General features: G+C 58.6%; 16 protein-coding genes and 4 pseudogenes. 4 read left to right on the top strand and 16 right to left on the bottom strand.

What is annotated here, in order from left to right:
* Nucleotides 1-112: 112 nt before the first annotated feature.
* From CAter10_RS17155 to CAter10_RS17085, 14 genes and pseudogenes are all read right to left on the bottom strand, one after another.
* Entirely contained in the window at nucleotides 113-622 is a 510-nt protein-coding gene (locus tag CAter10_RS17155) for a DUF3761 domain-containing protein (protein WP_061534365.1), read from the bottom strand.
* A 279-nt stretch (nucleotides 623-901) separates the two neighbouring features.
* Nucleotides 902-2,518 (bottom strand): alkaline phosphatase D family protein, encoded by a 1,617-nt coding sequence (locus tag CAter10_RS17150; protein ID WP_061534364.1) that lies wholly within the window; start codon nucleotides 2,516-2,518, stop codon nucleotides 902-904.
* Nucleotides 2,519-2,684: 166 nt separating this feature from the next.
* A complete protein-coding gene (locus CAter10_RS17145) occupies nucleotides 2,685-3,257 on the bottom strand; it encodes a YceI family protein (protein ID WP_061534363.1) in 573 nt (190 codons plus the stop codon).
* Nucleotides 3,258-3,292: 35 nt separating this feature from the next.
* Complete coding sequence (locus CAter10_RS17140; protein WP_231879313.1) at nucleotides 3,293-3,826, bottom strand: YceI family protein; 534 nt, start codon at nucleotides 3,824-3,826, stop codon at nucleotides 3,293-3,295.
* A gap of 83 nt (nucleotides 3,827-3,909) precedes the next feature.
* On the bottom strand, nucleotides 3,910-4,434 hold the full coding sequence (locus tag CAter10_RS17135; RefSeq protein WP_061534362.1) for a cytochrome b: 525 nt from the start codon (nucleotides 4,432-4,434) through the stop codon (nucleotides 3,910-3,912).
* Nucleotides 4,435-4,740: 306 nt separating this feature from the next.
* On the bottom strand, nucleotides 4,741-5,853 hold the full coding sequence (locus CAter10_RS17130) for a hypothetical protein (protein WP_061534361.1): 1,113 nt from the start codon (nucleotides 5,851-5,853) through the stop codon (nucleotides 4,741-4,743).
* Between the two features lie 2 nt (nucleotides 5,854-5,855).
* Nucleotides 5,856-7,562 carry a SulP family inorganic anion transporter gene (locus tag CAter10_RS17125; RefSeq protein WP_082797964.1) on the bottom strand — a complete coding sequence of 569 codons (1,707 nt, stop codon included), beginning with the start codon at nucleotides 7,560-7,562 and terminating at the stop codon, nucleotides 5,856-5,858.
* 649 nt (nucleotides 7,563-8,211) lie between these two features.
* The gene (locus CAter10_RS17120) at nucleotides 8,212-9,108 is read right to left on the bottom strand and encodes an efflux RND transporter periplasmic adaptor subunit (protein ID WP_061534360.1); all 897 of its coding nucleotides are present in this window, start codon (nucleotides 9,106-9,108) and stop codon (nucleotides 8,212-8,214) included.
* A gap of 38 nt (nucleotides 9,109-9,146) precedes the next feature.
* Nucleotides 9,147-9,350 carry a DUF1656 domain-containing protein gene (locus CAter10_RS17115; RefSeq protein WP_061534359.1) on the bottom strand — a complete coding sequence of 68 codons (204 nt, stop codon included), beginning with the start codon at nucleotides 9,348-9,350 and terminating at the stop codon, nucleotides 9,147-9,149.
* Nucleotides 9,351-9,352: 2 nt separating this feature from the next.
* Complete coding sequence (locus CAter10_RS17110; protein ID WP_061534358.1) at nucleotides 9,353-11,449, bottom strand: FUSC family protein; 2,097 nt, start codon at nucleotides 11,447-11,449, stop codon at nucleotides 9,353-9,355.
* A gap of 12 nt (nucleotides 11,450-11,461) precedes the next feature.
* Nucleotides 11,462-12,978, bottom strand: a pseudogene (locus tag CAter10_RS17100) (efflux transporter outer membrane subunit).
* Nucleotides 12,979-13,169: 191 nt separating this feature from the next.
* Complete coding sequence (locus CAter10_RS17095) at nucleotides 13,170-13,442, bottom strand: DUF4148 domain-containing protein (protein WP_061534355.1); 273 nt, start codon at nucleotides 13,440-13,442, stop codon at nucleotides 13,170-13,172.
* A gap of 355 nt (nucleotides 13,443-13,797) precedes the next feature.
* A complete protein-coding gene (gene mnmA, locus CAter10_RS17090; protein WP_061534354.1) occupies nucleotides 13,798-14,919 on the bottom strand; it encodes a tRNA 2-thiouridine(34) synthase MnmA in 1,122 nt (373 codons plus the stop codon).
* Nucleotides 14,909-15,395 (bottom strand): annotated as a pseudogene (locus CAter10_RS17085) (NUDIX hydrolase). The gene mnmA and the pseudogene CAter10_RS17085 overlap by 11 nt, the downstream one beginning before the upstream one ends.
* 216 nt (nucleotides 15,396-15,611) lie before the next feature.
* Between CAter10_RS17085 and CAter10_RS17080 the strand changes: the two are divergent.
* The 4 genes and pseudogenes from CAter10_RS17080 (at nucleotide 15,612) to CAter10_RS17065 (ending at nucleotide 19,093) form a co-directional block, all read left to right on the top strand.
* A pseudogene (locus CAter10_RS17080) lies at nucleotides 15,612-16,726 on the top strand (Re/Si-specific NAD(P)(+) transhydrogenase subunit alpha).
* 108 nt (nucleotides 16,727-16,834) lie between these two features.
* Nucleotides 16,835-17,197 carry an aspartate 1-decarboxylase gene (gene panD, locus CAter10_RS17075; protein WP_061534353.1) on the top strand — a complete coding sequence of 121 codons (363 nt, stop codon included), beginning with the start codon at nucleotides 16,835-16,837 and terminating at the stop codon, nucleotides 17,195-17,197.
* 137 nt (nucleotides 17,198-17,334) lie between these two features.
* Nucleotides 17,335-17,628 (top strand): NAD(P) transhydrogenase subunit alpha part 2, encoded by a 294-nt coding sequence (locus CAter10_RS17070; protein WP_061534352.1) that lies wholly within the window; start codon nucleotides 17,335-17,337, stop codon nucleotides 17,626-17,628.
* Nucleotides 17,629-17,656: 28 nt separating this feature from the next.
* Entirely contained in the window at nucleotides 17,657-19,093 is a 1,437-nt protein-coding gene (locus CAter10_RS17065) for an NAD(P)(+) transhydrogenase (Re/Si-specific) subunit beta (RefSeq protein WP_061534351.1), read from the top strand.
* Between the two features lie 87 nt (nucleotides 19,094-19,180).
* Here the strand turns inward: CAter10_RS17065 and CAter10_RS17060 are convergent.
* Together CAter10_RS17060 and CAter10_RS17055 are read right to left on the bottom strand one after the other, a co-directional pair.
* Nucleotides 19,181-20,373: pseudogene (locus CAter10_RS17060) on the bottom strand (UbiH/UbiF/VisC/COQ6 family ubiquinone biosynthesis hydroxylase).
* Nucleotides 20,370-21,002: an HAD family hydrolase gene (locus CAter10_RS17055; protein WP_061535427.1), complete on the bottom strand. Its 633-nt coding sequence runs from the start codon at nucleotides 21,000-21,002 to the stop codon at nucleotides 20,370-20,372. Before CAter10_RS17055 ends, CAter10_RS17060 begins: the two are co-directional and overlap by 4 nt.
* Nucleotide 21,003 lies beyond the last annotated feature (1 nt).

Genomic DNA, 21,003 nt, shown 5'->3' with positions numbered 1-21,003 from the left:
ATAGATAAACCCAGAGAGCCTGCGATACGAACAATCACGGCGACGATCAGTTCTCGACTGATGCGCCAAACGACAAACGGGGCCATGAATGGCCCCGTTTGTCGTTTGCTGCTTAGCTACAGGCTTTGCCGTGATCGGCGTGATTGCCTGCTGCCTTGGCAGCGGCTTCCGTCATATAGGAACCGGCCTTGGTTGTGCCGTAGTACTTGGTATTTGGGCAGTGGTACACCTTGCTGCTGCTGTTGACCCAAACCATGCCAGGGCCACCGCCAGGAGCTGGAGTGCCTGCAGCTTTTGCTGTGGCGGCTGGGGCTGCCGGTTTAGCCATGGCGGCAGGAGCTACCGGTGTGGCGGCCGGTGCTGCAGGTGCCGCAGCAGGTGTAGCAGCAGGTGTAGCAGCAGGCGCAGCGGCTGCGGCCGGCGCGCCTGCTGCTGTTGTATACCATTCCTTCACGCCTTTATGACCGGCGCAGGCGCCTTTCTTGGTAGCGTTGGACGAGTAGCTGCCATCCTTGCACAGGCCGGTGCTGCCAGCTGGTGCTGCGGCTGGCGCCTGGGCAAAGCTGGTGGCGGAAGTCAGGAGGGCTGCTGCGACTGCTGCGGAAATAAACAATGCCTTCATTTTTTTCTCCATCTGGTAAGTGATGCTTATATGTACCGCTGACGCGGCACAGGCTGGGTTATTAATCTGTCTACTTGCAGCACGACTAAACGATGCATTGTGCGCCGCACCTGGCAAAATGACCGAGGTGTGTATTCAACGCAGCCATATCCAATATGGCTGACATAACTTATCGCTACAATTGAAAACAATTGTGATATTTGTGCGGTGAATCGTTGATTTGATGAAATTTTTGGATATTTGTCTGATGCATGCACGGAAACTAATGCTGTCGGACTCCTAAATTTCAGGGTGCAGGTCAACCTTGAATAAATCCTTGCCATCGACATTGTGCAAGGAAACGCTCATTATTTTGCTCCTGGCGTCAATCTTGCCGACGCCGAAAAATTGCAACAATTCGCTGGGCGGACGATTTTGCTTCATGTCGCTGGGGATGCTGACGTAGCGCACGTCAGGACCGAAGGTGCGGTCGATGTCACCGGGGCCGAACGTGCCGGCATGCAGCGGTCCGCCGACGAATTCCCAGAACGGCTTGAAATCGGTGAAGCTGGCTTTTTCCGGCGAGTAGTAGGTAGCAGAAGCGTAGTGCACGTCGGCGGTCACCCACACCACGTTCTTGATATTGTGCCGTTTGATGAATTTGAGCAACTCCGCGACTTCCAGTTCGCGTCCAAGCGGCTTGCCGTTGTCGCCGTTAGCCCAGGCCTCGTAGGTGCCTGTCGGCACGTCCGGGTTGAGATCCGGCACCACGATTGAGATCGGCATGTCGCTGGCGATCACTTTCCAGGTCGAGCGTGAGCGCAACAGCGCTTGCTTGATCCAGCGCAGCTGCGAGGCGCCGAGGAAAGCGGCATCCTTGTTCAGCACGGTTTGGCGATTTGGCGAATTGGCGCCGCGATAGCTGCGTTCGTCCAGCATGAATACTTCCAGCAACGGCCCATAGTTGAACATGCGGTAGACCCGCTCCGGGTCGCTGGGTTCGATCCGATAAGGATTGTATTCGAACATCGCGCGCTTAGCGTGGGCGGCCAGCGTCGACAGGTCGCGCTGTTGGTAACGCTTTTCGGCAGCACCGATGGTTTGTCCGGGATACCAGTTGTTGCGCACCTCGTGATCATCCCACTGCACCAGAAATGGCACTTCGGCAGCAAAGCGGCGCTTGTTCAGATCCAGCAGGTTATAGGCGAAATTGCCGCGATAGTCATCCAGCGTCTCGGCCACTTTCGACTTGGCGGGAGTTACCAGGTTTTGCCACAGCGTGCCGTCGTCCAGCTTGACTTCTTTCTCGATCACGCCATCGGCATAGATCTGGTCGCCAGAATGAATAAAGAAATCGGGCTTGAAGCGGCGCATGGTTTCATAAATTCTGTAGCCGCCCCAGGCTTCGTTGATACCCCAGCCTTGGCCGGCTTCATCGCCGGAAAAGGCAAATGTGATATCGCGCTCGATGCCACCCGGAATCGGCAGGCTGCCGCTCAAGGGCTCACTATAGATCGTTGCATTCTGGATATCCTGGAAACGCACCCGATAGAAAACCGTTTGACCGACAGGTAGCCCGCCGAGATCTACCCGCGCCGTGAAATCGCTGCTGGACAGCGCCAGCGGGCCGTTCACTGTACGGGCATCGCGGAAAGCTTGGTTATTGGCATATTCGACCACCATCCTTGCCGGGCGGTCGGTACGGCTCCAGATCACCGCCTTGTTGCGTGTGATATCCCCGCTCATGACGCCGCTGGGAAGTTGTGGCCGCATCCTTTCTGATGTAATCAGAGCCGGTGCCCCGCTTTGAGCCAGGGCCGGGCCCAATGCCGTACCGGTCAGCAGCGCCCCGGCGCCGGCGGTGACATTGCGCAGGAAATGGCGGCGATTGGAGAACGGGGAACGGCTGGAAGACATGGTTTGCTCGGCTGAATGAAAAACGGAGCAATGATTTTATCGGCCATGTATGACGGGATGATGAATTGATAATGGGCGCGTTGACCAAATAAAACCGACCAGCAGGACTGGTCGGTTTTATTGGGAACTGTCAGGTGATGTCGCTGGGTTGTAGCCTGATTGCAGCTTAGTTGGCCTTGAGCGCTTCGACCTGAATCGCCAGTTTCACTTCCGGCGCAAACTTTGGCACGCCGTAGCTGATACCGAAATCGCTGCGGTTGAATTCCGCCGTGGCATCGGCGCCGCATACTTCACGCTTGTACATTGGATGCTGGAGGCACTTGAACGAATTGATGGTCAGCGTCACCGGCTTGGTAACGCCGTGCAGCGTCAGTTCGCCATTGACCGCGACCGGCTTGTCGCCGTCGAACTGGATCGAGCTGCTCTTGTAGGTGATGTCAGGATATTTCTTGACGTCGAACATATCCGGGCCGGATGCATGTTCGTTCAGTTTGGCCATGCCGAAATCGATCGAGCTCGGGTCGATATGGATATCGATCGAACCGGTCTTTGCGGCGCGATCCAGCGTCACGCTGCCGCTGGTCTTTTCGAACTTGCCGCGCCATACGGAAATGCCCATGTGATCGGCGGCAAAGCTCGGATAGGTATGCGTTGGGTCGATCGTGTAGGTGTCGGCAGCCGCAAATGCGCTGGCGGCGCTGGCAGCCAGCAGGGAGGCGATGATGAGCTTGAGTTTCATTGCTGGTGATCCTTTCGGTGAGAAAAAATATTCGATTAATTCGCTACAAGGTGAAACTTGATGGTGATTTCGTCGGCCACCATGCTGGTGTCCTGCCATTCGCCTTCGCCGATGTTATAAGTCAGGCGCTTGATCGGCAAGGTGCCGTCGAATACTTGTGCGCTACCTTCTTTCTTCACGCTCAGCGGGAAGCGCACATCGGTGGTCTTGCCCTTGATGGTCAGCTTGCCGGCAACATCGTATTTGCTGCCGGCCGGCGCACCCGCGGTCGGCTTGATTGAACTGGCGACAAAGGTTGCCTTGGCAAACTGCTGGGCGTTGAACCATTCTTTCTTCAGCACTTCCTTGTTGTATTCGGGATCGCCCAGATCGAAACTCGGGATGGCGATCTCGACGCTAGCCTTAGCGGTTTCCGGCTGCGCGCTGTTGAAATCGATGACGGCGTTGAACTGCTTGAATTTGGCTTCAACCGGCACGTTCATCTGCTTGAACACGATGGTGACGTTGCTCTTGGCCAGATCGGGCTTGAGCGGTGCGGCGAGTGCCGGCATGGTGGCGCTCATGGCCATCAGGCCGGCACAGAAAACGGTATTGCGAAACAGGAGTCGCGTAGACATCATGGAAAGATCCTTTTTGATTGGGCGGAAAATGATCAGGGCAACATGCGTTTGAGCACGCCGTCGCGATCGATGAAGTGATGTTTGAGCGCTGCAAGGACATGCACGCAGACGCTGGCGAGCATGATCATGTTGAGCGTGTAATGGACCAATTTCAGCACTGGTTTGAGATCCGGATTCGGCGCGATCAGCACAGGCAGCGGGAAAATGCCGAGGTAGGTGACCGGTACGCCGGCTGCCAGGCTATAGAAATAGCCAGAGATCGGTACAGCAAAAATGAGCACGTACAACAGGATATGCAAGGCATGGGCCGCGCGTTGCTGCCATGGCTGCATGCTGTCAGGGTATGCCGGGGCGCCTTGTGTCTTGCGCCAGAGCAGACGCAGGCAAGCCAAGGCGAGCACGGTCACGCCCATCCATTTGTGCCACGAAAAATACTTCAGCTTGGTTGGTGTCAGGCCGGGAATGTCGACCATGGTCAGACCGAGCGCAAAGGTGGCAATGATCAAGACGGCGACCAGCCAATGCAGAACAATGGCCGTGACTGTATAGCGTTGCAAGGGGAGCGATGTTGTTGTCACGTGTTCAATCAATCTATCAATCTGTTTGGGGTTTTATCGGCATTGATTCCTGCGCGGGCATAGCGCACCGACGCGAGTATTCCCGCACGCCGATAAGGTATGACTCGCAAGAGAGTCGCGAGTTTCCGTTGCGGCGCTTGAAACAATCACTTTAAGTAATTACTTATGTCTCTACGGATTCGGTATGGTATCGGAAATTGCCAAATGCTGTTGTCGGCCGGCTGTCGCCAGGAATAATCCTGGCGGCATGGTGTGGATAAGGGAGATTCCCGGGAGGAGGAGGGGTTATTTGCGGCGATAGACGCTTTGCTTGGCCGGTGTCCCGTTCAGGTCATCCTGCTGCGCAAAGAAGGAAATCACGATCCTGCCGCCGGTCACCGATGGCGAAATCTGCACCCGGTCAACCAGCACGCCGCCGATCACGCACTGGCTATTCCTGGCCATTTGCAGCACGACCCGTCCATTGCTGCTTTCCAATACCGACAGTCGGGCTTTGTTGCAGGTGATGGCGTCCAGTGCATTGGCAAAGATGGTTACGGGATCACCGACATTGATATCTGCGTATTGCGAAGGTGTGGCGCTGGTTGGCAACCATGCGCCAAGCGCCCAGTCGGGAATCACTGGTGGCGGTGCCGGTGGTGGTGGCGGCAGGGCGGCGACTACTGGCGCGGCAGCGGGTTCTACCGCTGCTGCGGATGGTGGCAGGTTCGGCGTCGATGCTGCGACGGCCGATAATGACGCTGCCGAAGTTGTTGCAGTTGTTGCGTTTGTTGCCTCCGATGTGATCGGTGCAGCCGGCGTGGCGACAGGGTCTGTGGCATCAGTGGCGGCGGCCGGAGGCTCCGGCGCCACGGCCGGCATTGCGGCAATGCCAGGTGCTGATTCGGTGACCGACGGCGACGTTACCGGTTGCGTCTGGACTGCGATTGGTGCTGCCGCCAGCAAAGGCACCGGAATGCTGGCGGGTCCGGGCGTCGGGATCACTGGGGCTGTCGTTACCGAATCGGCTGGCAAGTTTCCACCTGGATTGATGCCAATCAAACCGGGCAGAAGCTCTATCGCGACCTGCCTGGAAACGGTGATCTGCAGCTGCGGCGTGTCGAGGACATTCATGACGCGTGCGGTATTGACCGCCTTGCCGTTGATGATGACAGTCAGGTTCTGCTCAAGCGCCGCGCTGCTCGCCGCCTGCATGCGCTGCTGGGCGTCCGGGCTGAGCGTGACTTCGAGCGCCAACGCATTCGGATTGGCGTTGAACGTATCCTTGATGTTCAGATTGATTTCAGTGAAATCGCTCTGGGAAGAAAAGGCGATTTCCGCTGAATTCGCTGTTGTTGCCGTTGTCAGCGCATAGGCCGCACAGAGCGAGGCGGCCAAGATTTTCCAGCATGCACGCATGATTATTCTCCGGTTAGCTGCTCGGTAGGATGGCTGGTTGCCTGTTTGTCCGCCAATGCCAGGTGCACGGCTTCGGCCACGCTCAGGGCACTCAGCGATTCGATTGGAAAGCTCGGAGCAGCGGCGTTCTTCATGATGTCGTACACCGGATCCTTGAGGCGCGCCAGCAACAGCCGCAAGCCCTTGCTGCTGACAAAACTGAAAAAATCGTGCAGGCATTCCAGGCTGGAACTGTCGAGATCCGGCGATTCTTCCAGGCTGAGGATGACCGTGTGTACGGCGTCGCCGGCGTTGAGGATCGATTCGCGCGCCTGGTTCAGGATACGTTCCGCATTGGCGAAGAACAGCGGTTCATTGGGGCGCAGGATGATGACGCCGGATACCGGCTTGGCTTCCGGATGGGTGCGCATGTTGACATAGTCATGGCCTTGGCCGAGCCGTCCGAGTACCGAAATGGTCGATTGCGAGAATTGCCGCAGCATCATGAACAGGCTGATCGCAATCGACGCCAGCAGGCCATCCAGCACGCCCAGCAGCAGCACCGCGATCACCGAGGCGATCACGACCAGGCGATCGCGGCGCCATTGGAAATAGGGACGGAAGATCATCGGGTTCAGGGTGTGGCTGACCGCATGGATCACGATTGCCGCCAGCACTGGTTCCGGCGTCAAGGCAATGCCGGGCAACAAGGTCAGCACGATCGCCAGCATCACTAGCGCCGCAATCCAGCCCGACAGGCGCGACGTCGCACCTGCTGCTTCATTGGCAGAGGTGGCGGAATAACCGGCGCCGACCGGCATGCCGTGGAACAGACCGGACAGCAGATTGGATGCGCCCAGCGCCAATAGATCGCGATTGGGCGCGACCGTGTCGTTGTGCTTGATGGCAAAGCTGCGGATCGAGCCATACGATTCGGCGTACAGAATCATGGCCATCGCAAAACCCAGTTCACCCAGGCGCAGCCAGTCGGCGCGCGACAGGATGGGCAGCGTCGGCGTCGCCAACTGCAGGTGGATGCTGCCGACCAGGCCGACTCCGTACTGCGGCAAATCAAGCCACTTGCCGGCAATTACGCCGATGACGATCACCAGCAGTGCACCGGGCACCCGCTTCAGGCGCGCGAACAGGAACAGCAATACCAGCGCCGCCGCGGCGACGGCCACGCTGACCCAGTTCCAGTGGCTTACCTGTGCCAGCATTTCTGGAATGAAGCGGGTCATGTCGCTGTGTGCAGGCTGGACGCCGACTACGCTCGCCAATTGCTTGACGATGATGACGATGGCCAGGCCGAAAGCAAAACCGCGCAATACCGGTTTGGCGATGAAATCAGTGACGCTGCCCATCCGTGCCAAGCCGGCGAGCAGGAAAAACACGCCGGTAATCATCACCAGCCCGATCGCCAGCGTCATGCGCAAGCCGATGTCGCCATTGGCGAGCGAGGCAGTTGCGGCGGCCAGCACTGCGGCCGATGAAGAGGTCGCGGAGACGATTGCAAAGCGGCTGCTGCCGAACAGGCCGTAGCAAAGCAAGCCGGCAAACAGGGCAATGACCCCGGTTTGCGGCGGCAGGTTGGCGATGCTGGAGTAAGCGACCGCTTCAGGCAGCAGCAAACCAGCAATCGACAGGCCGGCGATCAAATCGGCGATGGCGAATCGCTTGGCGGGCGGCGGCAGGTTCAGGTCGTTTTGTTGTGTTTGTGAAACTGTCATGCGCCTCCCGGACGGTGGACCTGCTTGTTTTTATTTTATGCTGTTTCTCCGACAACGCGAAGCTGGAGAGCAACAAAACCGCTTGTTTGCAATAACAATGGACAAGTGGCTGGTTGTTGATTTTAAGTCAAATATCATTTGTTGAGATGGCCATTTTTCTCAATAAACAGGTCGCCCATACTGTTAGCTGATATTTAGCCTTGAGGGATCGATCACGAATGCATTTGTTACGGGAGCCAGCGGCTTTATCGGCGGTTCGGTTGCGATGCGTCTCATCGAGGGATATCGGGTGCGCGGCCTGGTTCGCACCGAGGAGCAGGCTGAGCGTGTGGCAACGCTGGGCATTACGCCGGTGTTGGGCACGCGGTGTATTCGTTCGGATCGAATAGCCAGGTGAGTGCGGCGAGGGCGCGCAGGGAGTTGCACTGGCAGCCGCGGCATGTCTCGGTGCTGGATTGATTCGTCGTTGTTACGTATCGCTCAAAACCTTGCCTACATTCGCATGCGATAAGCACTAGGCACTGCGAACAATTTAGTTAAAAGGGGGCAGAGTTTTTTTTCGCGGCTTTTTGCGAAAATTACACTTCCCGCGCAGCTCTGACCCCATTTAACGAACCACGGAGTGCATACACTCGCACTCGATTATCAACTATTTTTTCTCTGCCACCCGTTGCCCCGGCTTGACGATGACGGTGCAGGTCATGCCGGCTGCCAGCGTGATGCCATCGGGGACTTTGTCGATGTGGATGCGTACCGGTACGCGTTGCGCCAGGCGGACCCAGTTGAAGCTGGGGTTGACGTTGGCCAGGCCGTAGGTGCCGAGGGCGTTGTCGCGGTCGGTGATGCCGCGTGAGATGCTGTCGACGTGGCCGGTGATGAGTTGTTCGCTGCCTAGCAGACGCATGTCGACTGCATCGCCGACCTTCATCAGCGGCAGCTTGTTCTCTTCAAAATAGCCGTAGACCCAGAACGAATTGGCGTCGATCACCGACAGCTTCGGTGTCCCGGCCTGGGCGAAATCGCCGGCGTGGACGTTGAGGTTGGTGATCCAGCCGTCGGCCGGGGCACGTACTTCGGTGCGTTCCAGATTCAGCTTGGCGCTGTCGCGCGCCGCCAGTGCAGCTTGGTACATGGCTTGGGCTGCTGAAGCGTCGGCGCTGGAGTTTTCGCGGTTTTCGTTGGAGATGACATCGCCGTCGAGCTTGGCGCGGCGGGCGGCGTCGCGCTGTTTGGTGGTCAGGCCAACCCGGCGTTCGGTCACCACGGCTTCGGCCTGCGCCAGCGCCAGCGTGTAGCGTACAGGATCGATTTTCATCAGCAGGTCGCCCTTGTGCACGTAGCTGTTGTCGGCCACCGGCACCGACACCACGATGCCGGAAACGTCAGCAGCGACGCTGATGACATCGGCGCGTACCCGGCCGTCGCGCGTCCACGGCGTGTTCATGTAACGCTCCCACAGCGCGCGCGTCAGCAAAAAGGCGATCAGCACGACAATCAGCGTGATGGCAACCTGCAGCAGGGTTTTCAAAATGGTGGATGATTTCATGTCGACCTTAGAGCAAATTTTTATGGCAAGTTAGCAAGTTAAATGGCGTGCAGCAGCAGCCCGACGCTGCCGAAAAGACAAAAGAACAGAGCGATCCGGAACAGGCTGGGGTGCCAGACGTAACGGTACAGGCCTAAACGGCTGAATACCCAATCGATGGCCATCTGCAGGAACAGGCAACCTATGAAGACCAGCAATAGGGTCGGAATGAGCGCATCGAATAATGCAATTTCACGCGGCATGATCAATTCCCTGAGGTGATAGGTGAGGTTTCGGCCGGCGTCAGCACCGTGACCCGTTCCAGCATGGCGCCGCGCATCTGATGCAGGTTGGCCAGCACCGCCGGCAAGCCATCGCAGACAGCAATCGCCGCCAGCACGGAATCCAGCGCTGTGCGCAGGCGGGCCTGATTGGGACGGGCAAACAGACTGCCGATGTTGCGTATGGTCTGTTCTATTTTTTCGTGCGCCAGCGAATCCGTGACTTCCAGCATTTCCAGGCGCAGCTGGATCACGGCGCGGCCGATTTCCAGCACCGACAGGAGCCAGGTCATGATGTCGCGGTCGTCTGGATTGTCCAGTGAATGCGTAATCGCAAAACGCGACAGCAAATCGCGTGTGCCGCTTTCAAAACGCCCTGCGAGTCCCGTCAGCGGTCGGCTGCATGCTTCCTCGACCTGACGTCGCAGGGCTCGCGCCAGGCGGCGTTTGATCCAGCGGCTATCTGACGGATCGATGATCTGGTACATGACCGAGGCCACCGCGACACCGATCAGGCCGCCACTCATGCCATTGAGTAGCTCCAGCATGTCGAACTGATAGTTGCTGCCGATGCTGGCATAGGAAAAGAAAAACAGCAGGATGCCGGTACCGATGCCGGAATATTTCCGGGTGGTGGTGAGCCACGCGCCGGCCAGGATGAACGGCGCCAGTGCGATGCATAGCATGGTGAAATTTTCAGCTTGCGATTGCAGATAGTAAGCGGACAGAAAACCGAAAAATCCGCCTATGGCAGCGCCGATCAAGAATTGCCGTACTACTTTGTTCGGCGACGGCGCAGCAGCGAAAAGGGCGCTGACGACGGTCGCCATGACCACCGCGTCGGTTCCGGAAACCCAGCCGGATTGAATCCAGAACAGCGATGAAATACCGAAACCGATCGCGGCGCGCAGCGCTGACGTGACGATTAATGTCGGATCGGTACGGGTAACATAATGCGCAGGCAGCTGGACATCGTCCGGCATGTGCATTTCGGCCTGGATCACCACCGCGTGGATGCGCGCATAGATCTGCAGCTCGCCAGCGAATCGGATCAGCAGCTCAGCAGCGGAATCGAAATCGAGCAGGTTGCTGCGATCGCCTTCATGGCTGGCGGCCAGGCCGCGTCGCAATGCATGCAGCCGCTGCGGCAACTGGCTACGCACCTGCTTCAGCAAATTGCGATCCTTGCTGGAGAGCGCGCGCACGATTGCCTGATATTCCATCATCAGCGCATTCAGCGTGCTTTGTTTGCCGCTGGATTGCAGGCGGCCGTACAGCTGATCCAGCGAGTGAAAGGTAGTGGAGGCGGTCATGAACGCATTGTTCAATTGCCGCAGCTGCAGGCTCTGCAGGTGTCCGGTAGTGCTTTCGAATACCGATGAGGTGCGCAGCGCTTCCAGCGAGATCACCTCGCCGATGAAGCGCAGCACCATCCGTTCGCGTGCTGGTCGCGCCGAGGCGTCGAGGTCATCCAGCGCGATGAATGTCTTGAAATCGGCGAAACGCTTGCGCACCGTCAGCAGCAGCGCATCGGACAGATGCTTGGGAAACAGCACATCGCTGACTACGCCGGCACACAATAGCCCCAGCATCACCTCGCTCAAGCGGGTCATGGCGATATCGAATGCCTGGTCTGGCTGCAGTGCGGCCGGCAGGCCGACGATGACCAGCGTGTAGCCGGCCAGCACGAATGCATAGGATTGGAAATTGCGGAATATGGTCGAGCCGGCGGTGCAGAATGCCAGCCAGCAGGCGCCGGCCGCCAGGAATAACACTGGCTGCTGCGAGAACGCTGCGGCCAGTATCACGGACATGATGACGCCGACTGTGGTGCCGATGAAACGGTAAAAGCCCTTGGCCAATACCAGGCCGCTGCGCGGCTGCAGCACGATGATTACCGTGACCATGGCTGTACCGGGTTTGGACAGATTGAACAACAGCGACAGCCCGAGCGCCATCAGGGTCGCCAGCAGGATCTTGCTGACATACAGCAGGTTCTGGCCGTGGTTGTCGATCCAGATGACGGCGGCTTGTTTCAGGTGGTTGAGCCAGTTTTCACGGCTGCTTGCAAGGTCACTCATGGTCGGCGCGGGTCATTTTTTTGCATCGACGGCGGTGACATCCGTCATGCCCGGCTGCGGCAGGTCGTCGCCTAATCCGCCACCCAGCGCCTGCATCAACTGTGCCCAGCTATCCAGATAGGATGCGCGGGTTTGTGCCACCCGCTGTTGCTGCTGCAGCAAAGTCAATTGAGTCTGGATCACGTTGATGTAGGCAGTCAGGCCCGCCTGGTATCCGCGCTTGGCCAGATCGTAGGATTTACCTGCCAACGCCAAAGCCTGTTCCGATTGCTGCCGCTGCTGTTGCTCCGATTTCAGTTTGACGATCTGGTCGGCCACGCTTTGCAAGGCTTGCACCAGGGTGTTGTTGTAGCTTTCGATTGCGCCGTCGAGCGCCGCAGTTTGGGCGCCGAGATTGGCGCGCAAGCGCCGCCGTCGAAGATCGGCAGGGAAATCGCCGGCCCGGCGCCGCGCACGCCGGAGGCGGCGCTGAGGAAATTGGTGAAGCCGAGCGCTTGCAAGCCGATGAAGGCGGAGATGTTGATGTCCGGATAGAACGATGCCTTGGCGACATCAATGTTTTTGCTCATCGCCTCTACGCGCCAGCGCTGGGCGATCACGTCAGGGCGGCGACCGATCAGGTGCGCCGGTACATTGTCGGGCAAGCCAATCGGCAGGGAGCTGCTATGGTCGGCGCCGATCATGTTGGCAGCCAGTGCCGGCCGCTGGATGGCGTCGCCGCTACCTGGGCCTTTACCGCTCAAGGCGGCGATCTGGTTGCGCAGCAGCGCGATATTTTCGTCGATTTTTTCGATATTGGCTTGGGCGTCCGGCAGCACAGTTTCCGCCTGACTGACTTCAAGTCGTGTGCCGAGGCCGGCACCCAGGCGGCGCCGGGCGATGTCGGCCAATGCGGTTTGTTGCGCCAGCGTCGAGGCAGCGATGTCGCGTAATGCGTATTGGGTTGCCAATTGCAGGTAGCCGCGTACGACCGCGACTTCCAGGTTGAGCTGGGCGCTGCGCGCTTCGGCGGCGCTGACCTGGACCGTGTCGAGCGCCGATTCGAGGGCGCTGCGATCCTTGTCCCACAGGTCGAGATCGTAGCTGGCCTTGACCGCGAATTCGTTGTCCCAGTTCCAACTGCCGCCGAGCGGTGGCGGAAAGATATATTCGGAAGAATACAGGCCGCGGGTGGCGGATGCTTCCATGCCGACCTTGGGCAAGGTGGCGGAGCGCGCCGAACCGGCCAGCGCGGTGGCTTGGCGGATGCGCGCTTGGGCCATCTTCAGGTTGGGGCTATCGGCGATGGCTTGTTGCACCAGTGCGTCAAGTTGCGGGTCGCGATACACCTGCCACCAGGCACTTGTCGGCCAGGCGATCTGGCTGCTGGCGTTCAGTGCCTTGCCGGCTGCGAGCTTGCTGCCGTCGTTCAGTTTCGATTGCGGATCGATGCCAGAGAAGTCGGCGCAGGCAGTGAGCAGGAGCGTCAGCGAGCAAGCCAGCAACAGGCTGACCGAGGAATGACGCTTGGAGAGGGTAGTTAACCGCATGATGCCCCAAAATATTATTGCTAGGAAATTGGTGTGAACGATGACCTGTCGACGGCGCTGCGCGCCTGGCCCAACCCGGGGTGTCGCGGCGAACGACAATATGATCGGATAATAGCAAAACGCCAGCATTGCTGGCGTTTTGATTAACCCCAAAAAAAGCTGGGTCAGTGTCGTATCGGCTGCTTGGCGGATCAGTTGCCGTTGTAGATGGCCGGTTCTGTCTTGGCGATCTGGTTCACTACTTCAGTACGGCTGACCGGCTTGCCGGCAGCAGCAACAGTAGGATAGGCATTGCGGGCCTGGTTCAGCGAGCCATCCTTTTGGGCTTGCGCCACTTCAGCTTGCACGTCCGCGCGCGATTTGGTCGAGACGAAAGTTGTTTCAGGTGGATATGGGGTAACTGCAAAGGCGCTGCCAGCTGCGGCCAAGACGGCGAGACCAGCGATAAGTTGTTTGGCGTTCATTTTTTTCTCCAATAAGAAGTTGATGGATGGCACCGGGCTCGGCGGAACAGGCGTTGAGCAGCCCGTCGGGTCCTGCCTCGGTGAGCGGCGCACTTGCTACTTTTCGTATTGCTTGTGTGTTGCGCCCATCGATGAAGCTCAGTGTAGAGACTCCATTAACAACAATAAATAGGAGTATTGGCAATTGACTATTTCTATATTGGGAATAATAAGAGGGAACTTATTGCCTGTAGTACATGCCGGATCAGTATCAGGGTGAGGTCGGCTCGGCTCTGTGGCGTTCGCCGAAACGGAGGTTGGCTGGCTTGATTTGCTGCGATAGGTTGTCAAACCAGCCAGCCAAGAGGAGGGTGTTTTAGATATCGTTGCCGGATGATTCAATGATGCCGCCGCCGAGACAAACGTCGCCATCGTAGAGCACGGCGGATTGGCCGGGGGTAACCGCCCATTGCGGGTCGTCGAAACGCAGTGCGAAATTTTCCACGCCCGCTACCTCCAGGCTGTCGAAACGGCAAGCCATGTCCGCCTGCCGGTAGCGCGTCTTGGCCGACAGACTGTCGATGGCCGGTGCTTCTCCTGCCACCCAGCTGAGTTGGCCAGCTTGCAGCGTTGATGACAACAGCCAGGGGTGGTCGTGTCCCTGTACGATATACAAGGTGTTGTTTTCCACATCCTTGCGGGCTACATACCAGGGATCGCTGTCGCCGCCGGCATTCTTGTGGCTCTTCATGCCCCCCAGGCCGATGCCCTTGCGCTGCCCAAGCGTGTAGAAACTGAGGCCGACATGTTCGCCGACGGTATCGCCATCCGGTGTTTTCATCGGCCCCGGCTTGTACGACAGGTAGCGGTTCAGGAATTCGCGGAACGGCCGCTCGCCGATGAAGCAGATGCCGGTGGAATCCTTCTTCTTGGCGTTCGGCAGCTGGATTTGCTCGGCGATCTTGCGCACTTCGGTTTTCGGGATTTCACCCAGCGGGAACAGCGTGCGCGACAATTGCGCCTGATTCAGGCGATGCAGGAAATAGCTTTGGTCTTTGGTGGCGTCAACCGCCTTCAACAACTCGAAGCGGCCGGAATCGGCTTGTCGCACGCGGGCATAGTGGCCGGTGGCGATCAGGTCGGCGCCCAGCTTCATCGCGTGGTCGAGGAAGGCCTTGAACTTGATTTCCGCATTGCACAGGACATCCGGATTGGGGGTGCGTCCAGCCTGGTACTCACGCAGGAATTCGGCGAATACCCGGTCCTTGTATTCGGCTGCGAAATTCACTGCCTCGATGTCGACCCCGATCACGTCAGCCACGCTGACCGCATCGATCCAGTCCTGGCGAGTCGAGCAGTATTCGGAATCGTCATCGTCTTCCCAGTTCTTCATGAACAGGCCGATCACTTCGTAACCTTGTTGCTTCAGCAGCCATGCCGACACCGACGAATCGACGCCGCCGGACATGCCGATCACAACGCGTTTTTTATGAGACATTTTCTACTCCACAAGCGCTGGGATGCGTATTGAGCATCGCCAGCGGTGCGCGCTGGCCGCGCAGGTAATCATCAATACATAACAGCACTTGCGGGCTGCGATGCCGCTCGGGACATGCCGCCAGTTCGTCGCGTGACATCCACAGCGTGCGCAAGATGCCATGATCCAGCGGCTGGTCGTGCTGCCGGCCGAGATCGCCGCAGAAGCAAAGCGCAAGTAAGTGACCGCTTCGCCGGTGCGTGCCGATACGTAACGCGCCATGTACATGCCGACCAGTGCGGTGGGGGTGAAGTCGTAGGCCGCTTCTTCCAGCGTTTCGCGCACGACTGCCTGCACCAGCGACTCGTTGGGGTCGAGATGGCCGGCCGGCTGATTGATGCGTATGCCGTCACTGGTCGCTTCCTCTATGAGCAAGAAGCGGCCTCGTGTTCTATGATCGCTGCAACCGTGACAGAAGGTTTCCAAACGTCAGTCATAAATTCCTCGGATAATCCGACATTTTAACGTGCTTGGCCAATTCCCGATGCTGCACAGTTTCACAGGGGGCAGGCAGGGCGGCATGTCATTCTAGTAAGAATGTGAATCGGGAATTAATTTCGCATTAAATAACCTACATCAAGACTCTGGTTGTTTGCGCGCAATTTTTCCGTGTAAGATTCCGGTAAGAATTCTTAAACCAATGGGAGAAGTACATGAAAATCGGCATCCCCGCCGAGACGCGGCCTGGCGAAACCCGGGTTGCTGCGACTCCGGAGACAGTAAAGAAGCTAGTGGCGGCCAAGCACCAAGTGCTGGTGCAGTCTGGCGCGGGCATTTCATCGAGCATCACCGATGAAGCCTATGCTGCAGCTGGTGCCCAGGTGGTTGATGCGGCGGCGGCATTCGGCGTGGAAACCGTGCTGAAAGTGCGTGCTCCCAGTGCCGAGGAACTGCCCCTGCTGAAAAGCGGCACGGTGGTGGTGGGCATGCTGAACCTTTTGATGCCGACAATATTGCTGTAATGGCAAGTCATGGCCTGACCGCGTTTTCGCTGGAGGCGGCGCCGCGCACTTCACGGGCGCAATCGATGGACGTGTTGTCGTCGCAAGCCAACATCGCCGGCTACAAGGCGGTGCTGATGGCGGCCAATACCTACCAGCGCTTCATGCCGATGCTGATGACCGCTGCCGGCACCGTCAAGGCCGCGCGCATGCTGATCATGGGCGCCGGCGTCGCCGGTTTGCAGGCGATTGCAACTGCCAAGCGCCTCGGCGCGGTGATCGAAGCATCCGATGTACGGCCTGCGGTCAAGGAACAGATCGAATCGCTGGGCGCGAAATTCCTGGATGTGCCATTCATCACCGATGAAGAAAAGGAAATCGCCCAGGGCGTCGGCGGCTATGCGCGGCCGATGCCGGCCGACTGGATGCGGCGCCAGGCCGAACTGGTGCATGAACGCGCCAAGCAGGCCGATATCATCATCACGACCGCACTGATTCCGGGCCGCAAGGCGCCGGTGCTGATCAGCGAGGAAACCGTCAAGGCCATGAAGCCGGGTTCGGTAATCCTCGACATGGCGGTCGACCAGGGCGGCAACTGTCCGCTGTCGGAAAGCGGCAAGACCGTCATCAAGCACGGCGTCCATATCATCGGCGAAGGCAATCTGGCAGCGCTGGTCGCCGCCGATGCTTCGGCGTTGTATGCGCGCAACCTGCTTGATTTCCTCAAGCTGATCATCAACGCCGAAGGCGGCCTGGTGATCAACCGCGAAGACGACATCGTCGCTGCGACGCTGTTGTGCAGCGGCGGCGAAGTCCTACGCAAATAAGCGGCCCGAAAAGCCGACTCAGCAAGTAGCTGAATACCGATTTAATTAATAGCTGTAAAAGAAGCATCCGGCTGCGGCCGGAGATTTCGTAGACTGGAGAAACAAGATATGCAACGCATCATGCTGCGCGCCAAAATTCATCGCGCAACCGTTACCCAAGCCGACCTGCACTACGAGGGCTCGTGTGGAATCGATGAGGATCTGCTGGAAGCAGCCGATATCCGCGAATTTGAAAAGATCGAACTGTACAACGTCAACAACGGCCAACGCTTTTCGACCTACGCCATCCGCGGCAAGCGCGGCAGCGGCGAAATCTCGCTGAACGGCGCCGCCGCGCGCTGCGCCCACCTGGGCGACTTGCTGATCATCTGTACTTACGCTCCACTTTCCGACGAAGAAGCGCGTAGCTATGTGCCGAAAGTGGTGTTTGTCGACGACAACAACAAGATTACCGGTTTGAAAAAGATCTAAAAATTCGTCATCCCCGCGAACGCGGGGATCCAAATTGCCGCATAGCGTTGCAACTAAGATGGATTTCCGCTTTCGCGGGATGGGTGTTGCGGTAATTATGTAGCGGAAGTCATTCAAGCTCGCTTTAAGGGGAAACCATGGAAGTCACGCACACTATCACCAACCTGATCATCTTCGTTCTGGCGATCTACGTCGGCTACCACGTGGTCTGGACCGTTACACCGGCGTTGCATACGCCGCTGATGGCGGTCACTAACGCCATCTCTGCGATCATCATCATCGGCGCAATGCTGGCTGCAGGCCTGACTGAAGGTCTGGTCGGCCAGATTGCCGGCACCTTGGCTGTGGCGCTGGCGGCGGTCAATGTATTCGGCGGCTTCCTGGTCACCCAGCGCATGCTGGAAATGTTCAAGAAAAAGAGCCGAAGGTGAAAGCGGCGGCAAACCAGGGAGCCCAGCAATGAGCATGAATCTGGTCACCCTGTTGTACCTGATCGCCTCGGTCTGCTTTATCCAGGCGCTCAAGGGCTTGTCGCATCCATCATCGGCGCGACGCGGCAATGCGTTCGGCATGGTCGGCATGGCAATCGCGGTAGTTACCACGATCGCACTGATCGTCAAATTGAAAGCAGAGTCGCAGGGTAGCGGCCTGGGCTTTTGGTTGGTGGCGGGCGGCGTCGTGGTAGGCGGCGGCATCGGCGCCTTCCTGGCCAAGCGCGTCGAAATGACCAAGATGCCGGAACTGGTGGCGGCAATGCACTCGCTGATCGGCTTGGCGGCGGTGTGTATTGCAGTTGCCGCTGTGTCGGAGCCTTGGGCTTTCGGCATTGCCGCACACGGCGAAGCCCTGCCGACCGGTAACCGCATCGAACTGTTCATCGGCACCTTCGTGGGCGCCATCACCTTCTCCGGTTCGGTGATCGCATTCGGCAAGCTGTCGGGCAAATACAAATTCCGCCTGTTCCAGGGCGCGCCGGTGAGTTTCCGCGGCCAGCATTTCATCAACCTGCTGCTGGCGGTGGCGATGATCGGCCTCGGCATCATTTTCGTGCTGACCCAATCCTGGCTGCCGTTCATCCTGATGGCATTGATCGCCTTCATCCTGGGCGTGCTGATCATCATCCCGATCGGCGGCGCCGATATGCCGGTGGTGGTGTCGATGCTGAACAGCTACTCCGGTTGGGCTGCCGCCGGCATCGGTTTTTCGTTGAATAATTCGATGCTGATCATCGCCGGTTCGCTGGTTGGTTCGAGCGGTGCGATCCTCTCTTACATCATGTGCAAGGCGATGAATCGTTCGTTCTTCAACGTGATCCTGGGCGGCTTCGGTGGTGATGCCGCGGCGGCCTCCAGTGGCGGTGCACAAGCTCAGCGCCCTGTGAAATCCGGCTCTGCCGACGATGCGGCCTTCCTGATGGGTAATGCCGAAACCGTGATCATCGTTCCAGGCTACGGCCTGGCGGTGGCACGCGCGCAGCATGCGCTGAAGGAGTTGACCGAGAAATTGACCCACAAGGGCGTGATCGTCAAGTACGCGATCCATCCGGTGGCAGGCCGCATGCCTGGTCACATGAACGTGCTGCTGGCGGAGGCTGAAGTGCCGTACGATCAGGTGTTTGAGATGGAAGACATCAACGGCGAATTCGGCCAGGCCGATGTGGTGCTGGTGCTAGGCGCCAACGACGTGGTTAACCCGGCCGCCAAGGATCCGAAATCGTCGATCGCCGGCATGCCTATCCTGGAAGTCTATAAAGCCAAGACCGTGATCGTCAACAAACGCTCGATGGCCGCCGGTTATGCCGGTCTCGACAACGAGCTGTTCTATATGGACAAGACCATGATGGTGTTTGGCGATGCCAAGAAGGTGATTGAAGATATGGTGAAGGCAGTCGAATAGCATCGATTGCGTTTGCAAGCCTTTGCAAAAAAGCCGCGACGGGTAAAACCGGCGCGGCTTTTTATTTGGCTGAGAGTATTTTTTGGATCAGCGTTGACCGAACATCATTTGCTGTGCCAGCAGATGGCGCGCCGGCTTGACGACGTCAACCAGGCCCAGCGACAGGCCGAGCAGGGTTTGCGACATGGCGCCATCCGGCGCACTGGCGAAAATGCGCGCCATGACATCGGTCAGGTGGATGGTGATGCTGCGGTCGGCTCTTCTGCCGGCGACGAACTGAAGCAGCGCATCGGGCGAAATGTCGGTTGCCAGCAAGCGCGCCAGGATGACGGCATCGCGCAGGCCCAGGTTCAAGCCTTGTCCGGCCACAGGATGCAGGGTTTGCGCGGCATTGCCGATCGCTACGGCCCGCGGCGATGCGGCAGGGCGGGCATTCAGGCCGAGCGGAAAGCTGTTGCGTTTCGATGTCTTGATGAAGCGCCCAAGCCGGCCGCCGAAGGCTTGCGTCAATGCTGCCAGGAACGCAGCATCGTCGAGCGCCAACAACCGGGTTGCGCTCTCCGGCCGCACACACCATACCAGCGCATAGTTGTTGCCGTGGCCATCGTCCTGCGGCAGTAGCGCCAGCGGGCCTTCGTCGGTGAAGCGTTCGAAGGCGCGGTGCGCCACCGGAGCGCCGGCCTGGACATGGGCGACGATGCCGATCTGCTGATAATCGCGCTGCAATGATTTGCCATCCTGGGCGCCGAACAGGCCACCTTCGGCTTGCACCAGCAGTTTGCTGCGCAGGGTGCGGCCATCCGACAATTGCAGCGCCACATGGTCATCATGCTCGCTGCTGGAGGTAACTTGCACCGGTCGCAGCAATTGCACATCGGCCAGCGTCGGTAAGGCCGCCAAGGCTGTTACCAAGGTGCCGTAGCGCGTCACGTAGCCGAGCGCCGGCAAGCGGAATTCTTGGCGTTCGATCAAGGTGCGGCCGAAGTGGCCGCGGCGCGACACATGGATTTCGTGGATCGCGGTGGCGGCGATCGGCCACGCTTGTATCTCTTGCAGAATCTGGCGGCTGCCGTACGAGAGGGCCAGCGAGCGAGGATCTTGCCTTGCCAGCTCTACGGTCTTGCCATCGATCAGTGCGATGCGTTCTGCGGCAACGCCGCGCTTTACCAGTAATGCGGCCAGGCTCAGCCAACCGGGCCGGCGCCGCAGATGGCGATGTCGGCATCCGTCTGATGATGTGGATTGCCGATGTTGCTTGTGTTATTCACCAAGTCGCTCATGTCAGCAAGCCCCAGTTGCGCAACTGGGCCACGGTGTCGGCTGGAGCAGTGTGGTGGATGGCATGCCAACCGAGTTCTCGCGCGGCATCGGCATTTCTCCTGACATCATCGATAAATACGAGTTGCGCCGGCTCGGCGTCAGGATAGTGCAGGCGGATGCGTTCCAGCATGCGTTCGTAAATGCGCGCATCCGGCTTGATCAGTTGCTCGCGGCCGGACACCAGCACATCCTTGAAGCGATGCAGGAATGGGAAGTTGTCCCACGCGTAAGGAAAGGTTTCGGCAGACCAGTTGGTCAATGCAAAGAGCGGCACGCCGGCTGTTTCCAGCGCCTCGAAAATCGCGATGCCTTCGGCCAGCGTGCCGTTGATCATTTCGTTCCAGCGCGCATGGAATGCGGCGATCAGATGCGCATGTTCGGGGTGCTCGGCACTGAGGGTGGCGATCGCTTCGCTGAATGGCCGCCCGCCATCCTGCTGGAGATTCCACGCGCTGTTGCAGACGTTGGCGAGGAACCACTTGCGCTCGGTTTCGTCGGCGATCAGCTTGCGGAACAGGTAATCGGGGTTCCAGTCGATGAGTACGCCGCCGAGATCGAATACGACGATGGTGGGAGTTGCGGTTTTCATG

The sequence above is a fragment of the Collimonas arenae genome, from assembly GCF_001584165.1.
GTDB classification, from domain to species: Bacteria; Pseudomonadota; Gammaproteobacteria; order Burkholderiales; family Burkholderiaceae_D; genus Collimonas; species Collimonas arenae.
This window is presented reverse-complemented; position numbering and strand designations above follow the sequence as displayed.

Bases quoted from the DNA above. Each gene is read 5' to 3' on its own strand.
- CAter10_RS17155 (WP_061534365.1), bottom strand. From the start codon at position 622: ATGAAGGCATTGTTTATTTCCGCAGCAGTCGCAGCAGCCCTCCTGACT.
- CAter10_RS17150 (WP_061534364.1), bottom strand. From the start codon at position 2,518: ATGTCTTCCAGCCGTTCCCCGTTCTCCAATCGCCGCCATTTCCTGCGC.
- CAter10_RS17145 (WP_061534363.1), bottom strand. From the start codon at position 3,257: ATGAAACTCAAGCTCATCATCGCCTCCCTGCTGGCTGCCAGCGCCGCC.
- CAter10_RS17140 (WP_231879313.1), bottom strand. From the start codon at position 3,826: ATGGCCATGAGCGCCACCATGCCGGCACTCGCCGCACCGCTCAAGCCC.
- CAter10_RS17130 (WP_061534361.1), bottom strand. From the start codon at position 5,853: ATGCGTGCATGCTGGAAAATCTTGGCCGCCTCGCTCTGTGCGGCCTAT.
- CAter10_RS17125 (WP_082797964.1), bottom strand. From the start codon at position 7,562: ATGACAGTTTCACAAACACAACAAAACGACCTGAACCTGCCGCCGCCC.
- CAter10_RS17120 (WP_061534360.1), bottom strand. From the start codon at position 9,108: ATGAAATCATCCACCATTTTGAAAACCCTGCTGCAGGTTGCCATCACG.
- CAter10_RS17115 (WP_061534359.1), bottom strand. From the start codon at position 9,350: ATGCCGCGTGAAATTGCATTATTCGATGCGCTCATTCCGACCCTATTG.
- CAter10_RS17110 (WP_061534358.1), bottom strand. From the start codon at position 11,449: ATGAGTGACCTTGCAAGCAGCCGTGAAAACTGGCTCAACCACCTGAAA.
- CAter10_RS17095 (WP_061534355.1), bottom strand. From the start codon at position 13,442: ATGAACGCCAAACAACTTATCGCTGGTCTCGCCGTCTTGGCCGCAGCT.
- mnmA (WP_061534354.1), bottom strand. From the start codon at position 14,919: ATGTCTCATAAAAAACGCGTTGTGATCGGCATGTCCGGCGGCGTCGAT.
- panD (WP_061534353.1), top strand. From the start codon at position 16,835: ATGCAACGCATCATGCTGCGCGCCAAAATTCATCGCGCAACCGTTACC.
- CAter10_RS17070 (WP_061534352.1), top strand. From the start codon at position 17,335: ATGGAAGTCACGCACACTATCACCAACCTGATCATCTTCGTTCTGGCG.
- CAter10_RS17065 (WP_061534351.1), top strand. From the start codon at position 17,657: ATGAGCATGAATCTGGTCACCCTGTTGTACCTGATCGCCTCGGTCTGC.
- CAter10_RS17055 (WP_061535427.1), bottom strand. From the start codon at position 21,002: ATGAAAACCGCAACTCCCACCATCGTCGTATTCGATCTCGGCGGCGTA.